The following is a 14,488-nucleotide window of genomic DNA, read 5'->3' on the forward strand; positions in this document are numbered from 1 at the left end:
TGTCACCTCGGACTGACTCAGGACTGAATTAAGACTAAACTCAGTCCTAGTCCACTCAGCGAGGCGCAGCCCGTGAAGCTTTCATCCCAGATCAAACCCATCAGCTACCTGAAAAGCCATACCGCCGAAATCGTCAAAACGATTAGCGAAAGCCGTGAGCCGCTGGTGATTACCCAGAACGGCGAAGCGAAGCTTGTAGTCATGGACGTCAAAAGTTTTGAAGAGCAGGAAGAAACAATGGCTCTGCTCAAACTGCTTGCCATGGGAAATCGAGAAATTGAGGAAGGCAAGTACAGGGACGTTGAAGACGTTTTCGCAGAGTTGGACAGGATCGACCCCCAATGAGTTTGAAGGTCGTTATTCTTCAGTCCGCCGAAACAGATCTCAAAGATCTTCGCACCTACCTCATCAAACAGTTCTCACCTCAAACCTGGCATAGCACTTATGCCAGCTTGAAGATCGCTATTCGCAGTCTCGCATCCTTACCCTATTCAGGTTCCATTCCCGAAGAAATAGAAAGGCTGAACCTTGGTCAATATCGACAAGTCATCTCTGGCTTGAATCGCATCATTTATGAAGTCCGAGAGCAAACCATCTATATCCATATCATCGCCGATACGAGAAAAAACCTGCCTGCACTCTTGATGAAGCGTTTGCTTCAAGGCAATCCGTGAGTCTGATGCAGCTTCAGAAACTCGACCCCGGCTGCGAAAGAAACTCCAGCTCCTCAACCGTAGACTCCCGCCCCAACACCGCATTGCGATGCGGAAACCGTCCAAACCGTGCAATCACCCGCTGATGCCGCTCGGCATAATCCAGGTTGTCGACAAACACTCCGCGCTCCGCCTCCGGCTGTTCAGCCACCAGTTCGATGAATCGCGAGACCGCTTCATTCTGCACCGCGAGGTTTTCGCAGTGTTCGAAGACGAGGTAGATGAAGAGTCGCTGGATCGGCTTCAACTGCCGATCGAAGTCTGCAGCAATCCCCTGAGCCACCAGTTTCTGTGCCCGTAGATCGCCGGAAAAAGCCTTGGGCGTATCGCGAAAGATCATTCGCGGGAGTTGGTCGAGCAGCAGCACCAGCGCCAGCCAACCTTCGGGATGTTGCGTCCACTCGGTCAATTCGCCAGCGAGGGCCTGATCGACAAAGACCCCGAAACGCTCACGCGCTTCGAGGTCCTGGCTGTCTTTCTTGCCGAACCACAACTTGCCCTTTTCAGCCGTTACATCCTTTGCCGATTCGGACTGACCGAACCACCAATCGAGCAACGGCTGCCAGGGCGCGGTCATGGTTTATTCCTTGTGGTAAGCCGTGGCGCGGGCGACTTCTTCTTTCGAGCCGAGGAACACCGCTACGCGCTGGTGCAGGCCTTCAGGCTTGATGTCGAGAATGCGCTGGTGGCCGTCGGTGGAAGCGCCGCCCGCCTGTTCCACCAGGAACGACATCGGGTTGGCTTCGTACATCAGGCGCAGTTTGCCCGGTTTGGACGGCTCGCGGCTGTCGCGCGGGTACATGAACAGACCACCACGGGTCAGGATGCGGTGCACGTCGGCAACCATCGCCGCGACCCAACGCATGTTGTAGTTCTTTTTCAGCGGGCCTTCTTCACCGGCCAGCAGCTCCGAAACGTAGCGCTGTACCGGAGCTTCCCAGTGACGCTGGTTGGACATGTTGATGGCGAATTCCTGGGTGGATTCAGGAATGGTGATGTCTTCGTGAGTCAGGACGAAGCTGCCCATTTCGCGGTCCAGGGTGAAGCCTTTGACGCCGTGGCCCAGGGTCAGCACCAGCATGGTTTGCGGGCCGTAGATCGCATAACCGGCGGCAACCTGCTGAGTGCCTGGCTGCAGGAAGGCCTTTTCATCCAGCGCTTCGTTCTGGCTCAGGTATTCGTTCGGGCAGCGCAGCACGGAGAAGATAGTGCCGACCGGGGCGTTGATGTCGATGTTCGACGAACCGTCCAGCGGGTCGAATACCAGCAGGTAGGCGCCTTTCGGGTATTTGCCCGGGATCTGGTAGGCATTGTCCATTTCTTCGGACGCCATGCCGGCCAGGTGACCGCCCCACTCGTTGGCTTCGAGCAGGATTTCGTTCGACAGCACGTCGAGCTTCTTCTGCACTTCGCCTTGCACGTTTTCCGTGCCCATGCTGCCCAGAACACCGCCCAGGGCGCCTTTGGACACGGCGTGGCTGATCTCTTTACAGGCGCGCGCCACCACTTCGATCAGGAAACGCAGATCGGCAGGAGTGTTGTTGCTGCGGGTCTGCTCAATCAAATAGCGACTCAGGGTAACGCGGGACATGGACGGCTCCGGTGGAATGGGGGGCTAAAAACCCGCGCAGTTTACAGGGAGTCTGAAACCGTAGCGAGCAATGACGCCGGTAACGTGCGTCGGGGGCAATTCCTGCTATCAGACGTGATCGAACCGAGAGAGTTCAGGCACCGGATTCAGCGTAGATGCAAACCGGACGGGTGTGGAGGTCACACCCGTCATATTCACGACTTGGCCGACGGCTTGCGCAGCAGACTGAAGGCCATCGCTGCCAGAAACAGCACACTGAGCAGCAACACCGCCCACAGGCCGAATTTCTTCCAGTGGGTATCGGTGGTCGCAGCCGTGGTGGCCGTCGAGGTCTGAGTCGCCAGCGCTTCACCCTGCACCGTGGCCTTGCCCAGCGTGGCCAGTTTCTCCGGTTTGAAATCCGGGATCAGCGTGGTCAGCGGCAGGTTCGCCGTTTTCACGGTCGGATTGCCCAGTGCCAGGCTGTAAGGCCCGTCGCCGCGCGCGAGGAAGATCACCTGCGTGGCGCGCACCGCGTATTTCACGCTCGGCGCCTGTTCGCCGAGACCGCCGCCGCGTTCGTCGACCATGAGTTTCAACTGCTGCACGGTCTGGCCGTAGAGCTGCAATTCGTTCTGCACCACGTCCTGGCCGTTCTGGGTCAGACGATAGAGCAAGCCGCTGCTCAGCGGTTGCCACGGCAGGCTGCTTTCGCGACGCCCCGACAACGTCACCGGCGCGAGGCTGTTGGCCTGTTTCAGTTCGACCTGCACCCGCTCGATGTTCAGCCCCATCGGCAACTGCCAGGTGTATTCCCCGGCCTTGCCGCTGCTGCCGGCCAGTGCCGGCGACCAGACCAATGGCAGCGGCAGGTTGCGCGGGTCGCTGCTTTTCAGTTGCGCCGACGTCAGGACCGGCGCCGAGGCCGGCGAATCCCACAGCAAACGCAGATAGCGCGCCGATTGCCCGGGCAGCGCCACTTCATGTTGCTCGACCCGTTCGTCGGCAAAGGTCAGGCGCGCCACCTGACCTTCGCCCCAGGCTTGCCAGTGCTGCAGGTCGTCGCTGGCCTCGATGCTGAAACGCTGGAAGCCGTCGCGCTCGCTGGTCCAGTCGAGGATCAGTTGCTGCAACGGCGCCTTGATCGCGCTGGCGTCGAGCAGCCAGCCGCGCAGCACTTCTTCCCCGGCTTCGAGCTGACTGGACGGCTGCACTTCCACCAGCGTACCGGTGGTGGTGGATTGCACGCGTACGCTCGGCGCGCGCTCGGTGGCATCCGCCGAGTTGTACAGCGGGAACCACTTCACCTCATGCAACTGGCCATCGTCGCGGGTCTGCGCTGATTCCCGGGCCAGCGCGTAGGCCTGTGGCTCTCCGGCGGCGTTGAACACCCGCAGGTCGCTGAGATCGGTCTGGCGCGCCTGCAACTGCACGCTCAGCGGCAGTTCGAGGCGATACCACGGGCCGGAACCGCTGACCGACAACGGCACCTGCGCGGCGAAGTCCGCCGGTTTTTCCTGGGCGCCGGCCGTCATGGCCACGCCCAGCAACAGCCACCCGAGATTAAGCTTGCGACTCAAGACGACACTCCTTCGGTTTCCGGGGCCGGTTGGTCCGACACTGGTGCAGCTTCAACGCGTTTGGGCGGCAGCGGCGCAAAGTAGCCCACCACCAGCAGCAACACGCCGACGCCGATGAACGAGACGATCCGGGCCAGTCCGCCACGGTTGCTCAATTCGACAAAAATCAGTTTGGCCACCACCAGCGCAATCAGCGCCGCGCCGATCAGCCACACTTCGCGGCGATGGCGCAGGTGCCCGCCGATCATCAGCCCGAGCGCCATCAGCGTCCAGACGATGGACAAGCCGGCCTGCACCAGCATCGAGTCGAGCAACAGATCCAGCTCGAACGGAATGCCCGCCCAATGGTGCGCGGCGCGGGTCACCAGCGCGGTGCAGAACGCGAACAGGGAAACGCCGGCAATCAGTTGCGTCGGGTATGCCGCGTAATCCTGGCGGATCGACAGCTCGGCAACGGCGCTGCGCGACCAGACGTAGACACCGAACAGCGCAAACAGCAGACCCAACTCCAGCGGGTTGAGCAGCGGCACATAAGGCAACGGTTCGGCATTGCCATCGCTGACGCCATTGGCCAGCCAGAACCAGACCAGCATCAACACCGCCAGCGGCGCCGCCGCGTACAGGCGATATTCACGAGGGAACGCTGCCACCGGCCATGGCCACTGACGCGGCGCGGCCATCAGCAACAGATACACACTCGGCAGAATCGCCCAGCCCAGCCAGCGCCAGGCGTTGTATTGCTCGGACAACAGCAGCAGGCCGTAGCGCAACTCCAGCGCCAGCACGCCGATCAGCAGCCAGCAACCGAGCACATGGGCCGTGCTCAAGGCCCGCGCCGGCAGCATCGGTGCCAGACGTCGCAGGCAGATGAAATGCACAACGAACACCGCCGCCCACGCCAGCCAGCCGAAATCCGCCGCCGGGTGATAACGCGAATGCCACGCGGCCAGCAACACCAGCCCGGCCGCTGGAATCAGCAAGGTGCAGAGCAACCCGAGCGACGGCCATTTCAGGCGCAAGGCCAGCAGTGCCCACAACGCGGCGCTCAGCGCAGCGACCAGCAGCAACAGTGGCCCCTGCAGATTCAGCGGCGCAAACCGCAGCACTTCGCTGACCCACGCCAGCGCCCACCAACCGGCGCCCCACACCAGCAACACCTCGGACAGTCGCTGCAGGCTCAGCACATCGAACGCCGAAGCGTGATTGCCCAATTGCAGGCGCCACGCCCCGATCATCGCCGCCAGACCCAGCACCAGCGGCGTCCAGAATCCGCCATGGGCCAGCGGTCGCAGCCCCTCGCTGGACAACGGCCCGAGCAACTCGGGGCCGGCGAGCAGAAACGCCGCGCCGCCGATCAGTTGCAACAGCAGACCGAAGACAAAACTCACGCGCTGCTTGAGATACAGACTGAGCCAGATGATCAGCAAGCCACTGGCCGCCCATACCGCGCTCGCGGTCTGCCATGGCAGCACGAACAACACCGCCAGATTGATCAGCACCAGACCCGCCAACAGCACCACCGACAACCCGCGCAGCAGACGAACATCGCTGCGCACCATCTCGTCGCGCGCCGCCAGCAGCATGCCGGCGATCAACGCCAGACCGATCAATGAGGCGCTGAGCAGACCGCTCCAGCCAGCGCTGAACACCGCCGCCGAATCCTCGCCCGCCCCTTGCAGGCGCAACAGGAACAACGCCCCGCCGAGCAGTTGCACGGCAAACGCGGTGAACAGGAACGTGCGCGATTGCAGGCGCAAGCCGACGAACAAGGTCGCCAGCCCGGCCAATGCCCAACTGATCGCCGTGCCCTGAATGAAGAAGAACAGCGGCGCCAGCAAATACAGGAAGGTCAGCCCCAGGCACGCCAGCACCGGCAAGCCCTGACGCTCCCACAGCGAGGTTTGCTCCGGCGACGCCTTGCGCAATTGATAGAAGCTGAACAACAAGGCCGCGCCGAGCATCAATGCGCCCAGCGGCGCAGCGTCGAGCAGGCTGCTTTCGCCAACCCGCAACTGACTGAGAAACGCCAGCGCCGAACCCAGTTGCAGCAGCAATGCGAAAGCCCGGGCCAACGGCCGTTGCTGACGCAAACCGAGCCAGAAAATCCCCGCGCCCTCCACCGCCCAGGCCGCGGACGTCCAGCGCGCATCCAGCCCCAGCGGAATCGCCAGGCTGGCGAAAATCACCCCGAGCGCCAGGCAAGTCTCGCCCAGCAACATCGCCCGGCCACCCATCAGCACTTTGGCCAGGGCCATGTAGATCATGCCCAGCGCCAGCGCACTGAACGCGGCAGCGAATTCCAGATGCTGGACCAGCGCGAATTGCAGGCCGAAACCCACCAGCGGCGGACCGAACAGCATCGTCCCGTCGACGTAATCGCCCTTGCGCGCCGACCAGTGCAGCAGCGCCTCGCGGTCACGGTCCGCCGGGGCATCCGGCATATCCAGCAACTTGCGCCGGGCGAACAGCAGACCGATGGCCAGGTACATCAGGAAGAACAGAATGAGGAACGGTTCGGTGCTCCACAGCAGTTCCGGCGTGTACAAACGCAAGCCCCAGGCGAAACCGATGCCGAAGGAGCCCACGAAGCCGATCAGGTTGAGCAGGCGCCAGGCCTTGAACCAGGCGATGGCCAGAATGCCGGCGTTGAGCAGCGCGAAATAACTGAACAGCGCGACGTGGTTGCCGGCCCCGGTGGAGGTCAGGATCGGCGCGGCGAAACCGCCCAGTGCGGCGACGCAGGCCAGGGCCAGGGAATCCTGGGTGATGGCCAGAATGGCCGAAAACACCGTCACCGCCACCAGCAAGCCCAGCGCGGCAGACGGATCGAGCAGCGGATGCAGACGCATCGCCGCAAACACCGTCAGGTACAACACCGCAATCCCGGTGCCCTGCAGCATCAAGGCGTAACTGTTGTTGCGATGGCGCAACCACCAACCCAGCGCCAGCAAGCCCAGCGCTGCTGCCGCAACTCCGGCGTAACGCAATTCGATCGGCACCACCATGCCTTCGGTGGCGTAGCGCAGCAGGAACGCCAGACCGAAGAACAACAGCACCACGCCGACCCGCAGCACGGTGTTGCCACCGAACAGCCAGTTGCGCGCAGCGCTGATGCCGCGCTCGATGAGATTCGGGCCACGGGGCTCGGCGGGTTGTCGGGGTTCAGGTTCAGGCGTAACGGCGTCCAGACGCCAGACATCGACCGGCAGCGGCTGGCTGGATTCGCTGGCGGCGACGCCAACAGGTTCGAGTTCGGGTGGCAGTTCCCAGACCAGCTCGGGTTCTGCGGCAGAGGGTTGTTCAACTACCGTGACGGGCTCAACGACCGTTGCGCTGGCCGGGGCGACACTCGGCGGCGCTGGCGAATATGCCGGAGCACCCTCCAGCAGAAACAGTCGCTGTTCGACGCCCTGCAACGCGATCTTCGCGTGATCCAGCTGACGCTGTTGCTCGGCAGCCTGTGAACCGAGCCGCGCGATACGCATCGCCTGGCCGATGACGAGCCCGAGCAAGGCGCCCAACAGCGCATCGCTGAACGACTCGTCGAGCAGCCAGCCGAGCAGCAGCCCGATCAACATGAACATCCATTGCATGGTCGATATCCCTGAGCAGCCCCGTGGCGGGGCGGAACCAAGGCTCAGTATATCGGCCCGGCCCAACAATCGTGGGGCCGGGCGCACATTTGTCGCTAAAAGTTACTCCAGTGCCTTCCAGATATCCGTGGCGTACTCGCGGATCGTCCGGTCGGAGGAGAACCAGCCCATGCGCGAGGTGTTCAGCACCGCCGAGCGCCACCAGTTGTTGGCGTCGTGCCAGAGCGCATCGACGCGCATCTGCGCCTCCCAGTAGGAGTCGAAATCGGCGCAGACGAAGAACCGGTCGTAATCCACCAGCGAATCGATTAGCCCGGTGTAGCGCGACGTGTCGTCCGGCGAGAACACCCCGCTGCGGATCGCCTGCAACACATCATTGAGGCGATGGGACGCGGCAATGTCCGGCACCGCGCTGAACTCGTGGTTCTGCTTACGCGCTTCGACCTGTTGAGCGCTCAGGCCAAAGATAAACATGTGCTCGGCGCCGATGCTCTCGCACATTTCCACGTTGGCGCCGTCGAGGGTGCCGATGGTCAGCGCGCCGTTCAGGCCGAACTTCATGTTGCTGGTGCCCGAGGCTTCGAAACCGGCGGTGGAGATCTGCTCCGACAGGTCCGCCGCCGGAATGATGCTCTCCGCCAGGCTGACGTTGTAGTTGGGCAGGAACACCACTTTGAGCAGGCCGCGCACGGTCGGGTCGTTATTCACCACCCGGGCGATGTCGTTGGTCAGCTTGATGATCAGCTTGGCCTGGTGATAACTCGCCGCGGCTTTGCCGGCGAAGATTTTCACCCGCGGCACCCAGTCGATTTCCGGCTCGGCGCGGATCGCCTGATACAACGCGACGGTGTGCATCAGGTTGAGCAACTGGCGCTTGTATTCGTGGATCCGCTTGACCTGCACGTCGAACATCGCCGCCGGATTGACCGCGATCCCCAGCCGTTCATGGATCAGGTAAGCGAGGGCTTTTTTGCTGTGCAGCCGCTGCTCGGCGAAGGCTTTGCGGAAGGCGGGTTTTTCGGCGAACGGCTCAAGATCGAGCAAACGCTCTTCAGGGTTGTCCAGCACGTCGGCGCCAAGGGCATCGACCAACATCGACGTCAGTTCCGGGTTGGCCTGATACAGCCAGCGGCGGAAGGTGATGCCGTTGGTCTTGTTGTTGATCCGCTCCGGATACAGCTTGTGCAGCTCGGCAAATACGGTTTTGCGCATCAGTTGCGTGTGCAGCCCGGACACGCCGTTGACGCTGTGCGAGCCGAGGAACGCGAGGTTACCCATGCGCACCCGACGGCCGTTGTCTTCCTCGATCAGCGACACCGCGCGCAGCACGTCGAAATCGTGGATGCCCTTGGCCCGCAACGAATCGATGTGCTGGGCGTTGATCAGGTAAATGATCTGCATGTGCCGCGGCAGCATGCGCTCCATCAGCCCCACCGGCCAGGTCTCCAGGGCTTCGGGCAACAGCGTGTGGTTGGTGTACGACAGCGTGTCGACGGTGACTTGCCACGCCGCGTCCCAGGCCACGTCGTAGACGTCGACCAGTTGACGCATCAATTCGGCAACGGCAATCGAAGGGTGGGTGTCGTTGAGCTGGATTGCCGCGTGATCGCCGAGGGTCAGCACCGAGGTGTGCATGTTGCGATGACGGCGCAGCAAGTCCTGAAGCGACGCAGCGACGAAGAAGTATTCCTGACGCAGGCGCAGTTCCTGCCCGGCTTCAGTGCTGTCCGCCGGGTAGAGCACGCGGGAGATACTTTCGGCCCGGGCTACTTCGGCGACGGCGCCCAGGTGGTCACCGGCGTTGAAGCGCTCCAGGTGCAGGTCTTCCATCGCCCGTGCCCGCCACAGGCGCAAGGTGTTGACGCTCGCCCCGCGCCAGCCGACCACCGGGGTGTCGTAGGCAATGGCCCGGACGGTTTCCGCCGGGTGCCAGACTTGCCGGGACTTGCCGCTGGCGTCGGTGACGGTCTCGACGCTGCCGCCAAAGCCGATCGGATAGACCACCTCCGGCCGCTCGAACTCCCAGGGGTTGCCGAAATCCAGCCAGTGCTCGGTCTGCTCCTGTTGCCAGCCATCGACGATGGCCTGACGGAATAACCCGTGCTCATAACGAATACCGTAGCCGTGGCCGGCGATACCGAGGGTCGACATGCTTTCCATGAAGCACGCCGCCAATCGTCCGAGGCCACCGTTGCCCAGCGCCGCGTCCGGCTCCAGGATGCGGATGCGCTCGAGATCGACGCCCAGTTCGGTCAAGGCTTCACGGGCGACGTCCAGCAAACCGAGGTTGCTCAGGCTGTCGTACAGCAAACGGCCGATGAGAAATTCCAGCGAGAGGTAATACACCCGTTTCTGGCCTTTGCGGTAAATCTGCCGGGTGTGGTCCATCCAGTGCTCGACCATGTGATCGCGCGCCGCCAGGGCGATGGCTTCGAACCAGTCATGGTCGAAGGCGTGATCCGGGTCTTTGCCCACCGCATAGGTGAGTTTGGTCAGGACGGCGTCGCGGAATGCGGCCACCTCTGCTTCGCGAACTAGTGGTTCTTGAGTCATCGATAGGACCTCGAGCGAGCGGGGAGTTGTCAGAGCCTAGACGGTCTGACCGACGGTAAGGGCTCTGGTTCGGCAGTTTTTACCGAGAGTGTGAGATCGACCGGCATTACTTTGTCATATGCCTCAATGAATGCAGGGGCCGTGCCGAATTGTCGCCCCTGCAACCGCGCGAAGAAAAAATCTGGCGAAAGGTTGTTCAAAATTCCACCCGTCCCGGTATGATCGCGCGCCCTGATGCACACGCCTGGTAAACACCGATGATGAAGCCCAACCTGATCGCCGCAGCCGAGATCGACCGTCTCGATACCTGGGCCAAATATTCGGCCCCGATGTGCGGCTCGTGCATTTCCAGCTGCTGCACGCTGCCGGTCGAGGTCAAGATCAAGGATCTGGTGCGCATCGGTGTGGTCGACGAGTTCGAACTGGGCGACCCGCCGAAGAACATCGCCAAGCGCCTGCAAAAGGAAGGTCTGGTCGAGCGCTTCAACCAGAAGTCGGGGATCTTCACCCTGCAGCGCATGAGCAACAACGATTGCTACTACCTGGATCGTAAGAGCCGCCTGTGCACCATTTATGACAAGCGCCCGGACACCTGCCGCAACCACCCGAAGATCGGCCCGCGCCCGGGTTATTGCGCGTATAAGCCGAAGGAAGTGGAGCGGGTGCAGAACTCCCGTTCGATCGAGCGCTTCTAAAAGCCGACCCTCACCCCAGCCCTCTCCCGGGGGGAGAGGGAGCCGACCGAGGTGTCTTGCGAAATCCATCGACCTGAAACAACCAGTCGATTATGGATTCGGCACAGCCCGATCAGGTCGGCGTATCTCTTGAGCATCCCCCGATCAGTCCCCTCTCCCTCCGGGAGAGGGCTAGGGTGAGGGGCTCTTGATCTTCAAGGCCTATTCCACATTTTCCCCAGACAAACAAAAACGCCCCCGATCTCTCGACCGGGGGCGTTTTTTTCAGCCTTGGCTAAATCTTACGCCTTGGCTTTCTTGGCAGCGCGGGTACGCTCGCTTTCGTCCAGGATCTTCTTGCGAAGACGGATGGACTTAGGAGTGACTTCGCACAGCTCGTCTTCCTGGATGTACTCCAGAGCCTGTTCCAGGGTGAAGCGAACAGGTGGGACCAGAGCGATGGTTTCGTCTTTACCCGAAGCACGCATGTTGTCGAGCTTCTTGCCTTTGGTCGGGTTCACACCCAGGTCGTTGTCGCGGGAGTTCTGACCAACGATCTGACCGTTGTAGATCTCCTGGCCGTGTTCTACGAACAGCTTGCCACGAGCCTGCAGGGTTTCCAGGGAGTAGGTCAGTGCCTTGCCGGTTTCAACCGAAACCAGAACGCCGTTCTGACGGCCGGACATGTGGCCCGACTTCACTGGAGCATAACGGTCGAAGATCGAGGTCAGGATGCCAGCACCGTTGGTCAGGGTCAGGAACTGGTTACGGAAACCGATCAGACCGCGAGCAGGGATGTTGTATTCCAGACGAACACGGCCCTTGCCATCCGGCACCATGTTGCTCAGGTCGCCTTTACGCAGACCCATCTCTTCCATGACCTTGCCCTGGGATTCTTCAGGGATGTCGATGGTCACGTTTTCGAACGGTTCCTGCTTCACGCCGTCAACTTCACGGATGATCACTTCAGGACGGCCCAGGGCCAGCTCGAAGCCTTCGCGACGCATGGTTTCGATCAGTACCGAGAGGTGCAGCTCACCACGGCCGGAAACCTTGAACTTGTCAGCCGAGTCGCCTTCTTCAACGCGCAGTGCAACGTTGTACAGCAGCTCTTTGTCCAGACGATCCTTGATGTTACGGGAGGTCACGAACTTGCCTTCTTTACCGCAGAATGGCGAGTCGTTTACCTGGAAGGTCATGGAAACGGTTGGCTCGTCAACGGTCAGTGGCTTCATCGCCTCGACGTTGTTGATGTCGCACAGGGTGTCGGAGATGAACAGCTCGTCGAAACCGCTGATGCAGACGATGTCGCCGGCCGCTGCTTCTTCAACGTCAACGCGGTGCAGACCGTGGTGACCCATCAGCTTCAGGATACGACCGTTGCGGCGCTTGCCGTCGGCGCTGATAGCGACAACCGGAGTGTTCGGCTTGACGCGACCACGAGCGATACGGCCAACACCGATAACACCCAGGAAGCTGTTGTAGTCCAGAGCGGAGATCTGCATCTGGAACGGACCGTCACGGTCAACAGCCGGAGGCGGAACGTGGTCGACTACCGCCTGGTACAGCGCGGTCATGTCTTCGCCCATGGCGGTGTGGTCCAGACCGGCGATGCCGTTCAGGGCCGAAGCGTAAACAACCTGGAAGTCCAGTTGTTCTTCGGTGGCGCCCAGGTTGTCGAAAAGATCGAAGATCTGGTCCAGAACCCAGTCAGGACGCGCGCCCGGACGGTCAACCTTGTTGATGACCACGATTGGACGCAGGCCGGCTTCGAAAGCCTTCTTGGTCACGAAACGGGTTTGTGGCATAGGGCCGTCCTGGGCGTCGACCAGCAGCAGCACGGAGTCAACCATGGACATAACGCGCTCGACTTCGCCGCCGAAGTCGGCGTGGCCCGGGGTGTCCACGATGTTGATGTGGTAGCCGTTCCAGTTGATGGCGGTGTTTTTCGCCAGAATGGTAATGCCGCGCTCTTTTTCCTGGTCGTTGGAGTCCATCACGCGCTCGTCGTTGAGCTCGTTGCGCTCCAGAGTGCCGGATTGACGCAGGAGTTTGTCTACCAGGGTGGTCTTACCATGGTCAACGTGGGCAATGATGGCGATGTTGCGTAGATTTTCGATCACTTGTGTATCTCGATCAGAGGATTCGGTTTGCTGACAAGTCTTGGCAGCGATTGACAGTAGTGTCCGGCATGGCCGTTACAGCTTGACGGCGGTGTCGGGGGGCCGGTGACGCAGGCCACAGGCAAACAGCCCCGGGCACTTAGCTCGGTCGATAAACGCGCACATTGGCATGCCCCTCACTGAGCAAATGGTGGGCATGCAGGCGACTCATCACGCCTTTGTCGCAATACAGCAGGTACTGGCGAGTAGGGTCCAGTTCCTTGAAACGAGCGTTCACTGCGTAGAACGGCATCGTCTGTACCTCTATGCCGGCGAGCTCCAGCGGGTCATCCTCGGCGGCATCCGGGTGACGGATGTCGATGACGATCTGACCGGCCAGCGCTTCGCTGACTTCTTCGATCTGCAAATCCTGGCCCAATTCGTCGATCACCCGATCGATCGGCACCAGTCTGGCGTTTGCGAGCGCACGCTCGAGCACCGCCATGTCGAATTCCTGCTCTTCGTGCTCGACGCGGCCGCGCTTGGCGGCGGTCTTCGGGTTGACCGAGATGACGCCGCAGTATTCCGGCATGTGCCGGGCGAAATCACCGGTACCGATCTGGTCGGCCGTGTCGATGATGTCCTGCTTGTGGGCGACGATCAGCGGCCGCAGGACCAGTTTGTCGGTGACGCAATCGATGACCGACAGGTTCGGCAACGTCTGGCTCGATACCTGGGAAATCGCTTCGCCGGTGACCAGCGCATCGATGTGCAGGCGTTCGGCAATGCTCGACGCTGCGCGCAACATCATACGCTTCAATACGACGCCCATATGACTGTCGTCGACCTTGCCGAGAATTTCGCCCAAGACTTCTTCGAATGGAACACTGACAAATAGCACGCGTTGCGAGCTGCCGTACTTCTTCCAGATGAAATGCGCGACTTCCATTACGCCCAATTCGTGAGCACGACCGCCCAGATTGAAGAAGCAGAAGTGCGTCATCAGGCCGCGACGAAGGATCTGGTACGCGGCAACCGTCGAGTCAAAGCCACCGGACATCAATACCAGCGTCTGCTCCAGCGCACCGAGCGGGTAGCCGCCGATGCCATTGTGCTGGCTGTGAATCACGAACAACCGTTTGTCGCGAACTTCGATACGGACTTCGATTTCCGGCTGCTTCAGGTCGATTCCGGCAGCGCCGCACTCACGGCGCAGCTTGCTGCCGACGTATTTTTCGACGTCCATCGAGCTGAACGCATGCTTGCCCGCACGCTTGCAGCGCACCGAAAAGATCTTCCCGGCCAGTGCATCGCCGTAGTGCTGCTTGCACTTTTCGGTGATGTCGTCGAAGTCGCCCAGCGGGTACTCGTCGATCTGCAGAAAGTGCGCGATGCCCGGCATGCAGGTCAGGCGCTCGCCCATCTCTTTCAGGGCCTTGGGGTCGGTGACGCGGGTTTCCAGCTCGAGATTGTCCCACACACCGTTCACCACCACGGCCGGGTCCAGGTCGCGGAGCACGGTGCGGATGTTCTTGGCCAACTGGCGGATGAATTTCGTCCGGACAGGTCGGCTTTTGATGGTGATCTCGGGGAAGACTTTTACGATTAGTTTCATGAAAACAGCGCGCGCAGGGCCAGCCGAAAAAGGGGGGCGCGGATTATAGCGGAAATTGCTCAAGGTTTAACCAGTTAATGTGCAGAAG

Annotated in this window: 10 protein-coding genes; 3 read left to right on the forward strand and 7 right to left on the reverse strand. The window is 61.2% G+C overall.

Going from position 1 to position 14,488, the window contains the following annotated elements; genetic code table 11:
* Positions 1-72 precede the first annotated feature (72 nt).
* Positions 73-345, forward strand: coding sequence for a type II toxin-antitoxin system Phd/YefM family antitoxin (locus tag L6D74_RS08520; protein WP_039764708.1), 273 nt, complete (start codon positions 73-75; stop codon positions 343-345).
* Complete coding sequence (locus tag L6D74_RS08525) at positions 342-674, forward strand: type II toxin-antitoxin system RelE/ParE family toxin (RefSeq protein WP_039764706.1); 333 nt, start codon at positions 342-344, stop codon at positions 672-674. The genes L6D74_RS08520 and L6D74_RS08525 overlap by 4 nt, the downstream gene beginning before the upstream one ends.
* A 13-nt stretch (positions 675-687) precedes the next feature.
* Here L6D74_RS08525 and L6D74_RS08530 read toward each other — a convergent pair whose 3' ends face one another.
* The 5 genes from L6D74_RS08530 to L6D74_RS08550 form a co-directional block, all read right to left on the reverse strand.
* On the reverse strand, positions 688-1,290 hold the full coding sequence (locus L6D74_RS08530) for a DUF924 family protein (RefSeq protein WP_236188695.1): 603 nt from the start codon (positions 1,288-1,290) through the stop codon (positions 688-690).
* A 3-nt stretch (positions 1,291-1,293) separates the two neighbouring features.
* Positions 1,294-2,304, reverse strand: coding sequence for a class 1 fructose-bisphosphatase (locus L6D74_RS08535; RefSeq protein WP_007952492.1), 1,011 nt, complete (start codon positions 2,302-2,304; stop codon positions 1,294-1,296).
* Between the two features lie 194 nt (positions 2,305-2,498).
* Positions 2,499-3,863, reverse strand: coding sequence for a DUF3999 domain-containing protein (locus tag L6D74_RS08540; RefSeq protein ID WP_236188704.1), 1,365 nt, complete (start codon positions 3,861-3,863; stop codon positions 2,499-2,501).
* Entirely contained in the window at positions 3,860-7,456 is a 3,597-nt protein-coding gene (locus tag L6D74_RS08545; protein WP_236188705.1) for a DUF2339 domain-containing protein, read from the reverse strand. The genes L6D74_RS08540 and L6D74_RS08545 overlap by 4 nt, the downstream gene beginning before the upstream one ends.
* Positions 7,457-7,558: 102 nt before the next feature.
* Positions 7,559-10,009, reverse strand: coding sequence for a glycogen/starch/alpha-glucan phosphorylase (locus L6D74_RS08550; RefSeq protein ID WP_039764697.1), 2,451 nt, complete (start codon positions 10,007-10,009; stop codon positions 7,559-7,561).
* Positions 10,010-10,266: 257 nt separating this feature from the next.
* Here L6D74_RS08550 and L6D74_RS08555 point away from each other — a divergent pair, with 257 nt between their 5' ends.
* Complete coding sequence (locus L6D74_RS08555; protein WP_236188706.1) at positions 10,267-10,704, forward strand: YkgJ family cysteine cluster protein; 438 nt, start codon at positions 10,267-10,269, stop codon at positions 10,702-10,704.
* A gap of 281 nt (positions 10,705-10,985) precedes the next feature.
* Here the strand turns inward: L6D74_RS08555 and typA are convergent, their stop codons facing one another.
* Both typA and thiI read right to left on the reverse strand, forming a co-directional pair.
* On the reverse strand, positions 10,986-12,806 hold the full coding sequence (gene typA, locus L6D74_RS08560; RefSeq protein WP_007952502.1) for a translational GTPase TypA: 1,821 nt from the start codon (positions 12,804-12,806) through the stop codon (positions 10,986-10,988).
* 139 nt (positions 12,807-12,945) lie between these two features.
* Entirely contained in the window at positions 12,946-14,400 is a 1,455-nt protein-coding gene (thiI, locus tag L6D74_RS08565; RefSeq protein ID WP_011332034.1) for a tRNA uracil 4-sulfurtransferase ThiI, read from the reverse strand.
* Positions 14,401-14,488 lie beyond the last annotated feature (88 nt).

The organism is Pseudomonas pharyngis (assembly GCF_021602345.1).
GTDB classification, from domain to species: Bacteria; Pseudomonadota; Gammaproteobacteria; order Pseudomonadales; family Pseudomonadaceae; genus Aquipseudomonas; species Aquipseudomonas pharyngis.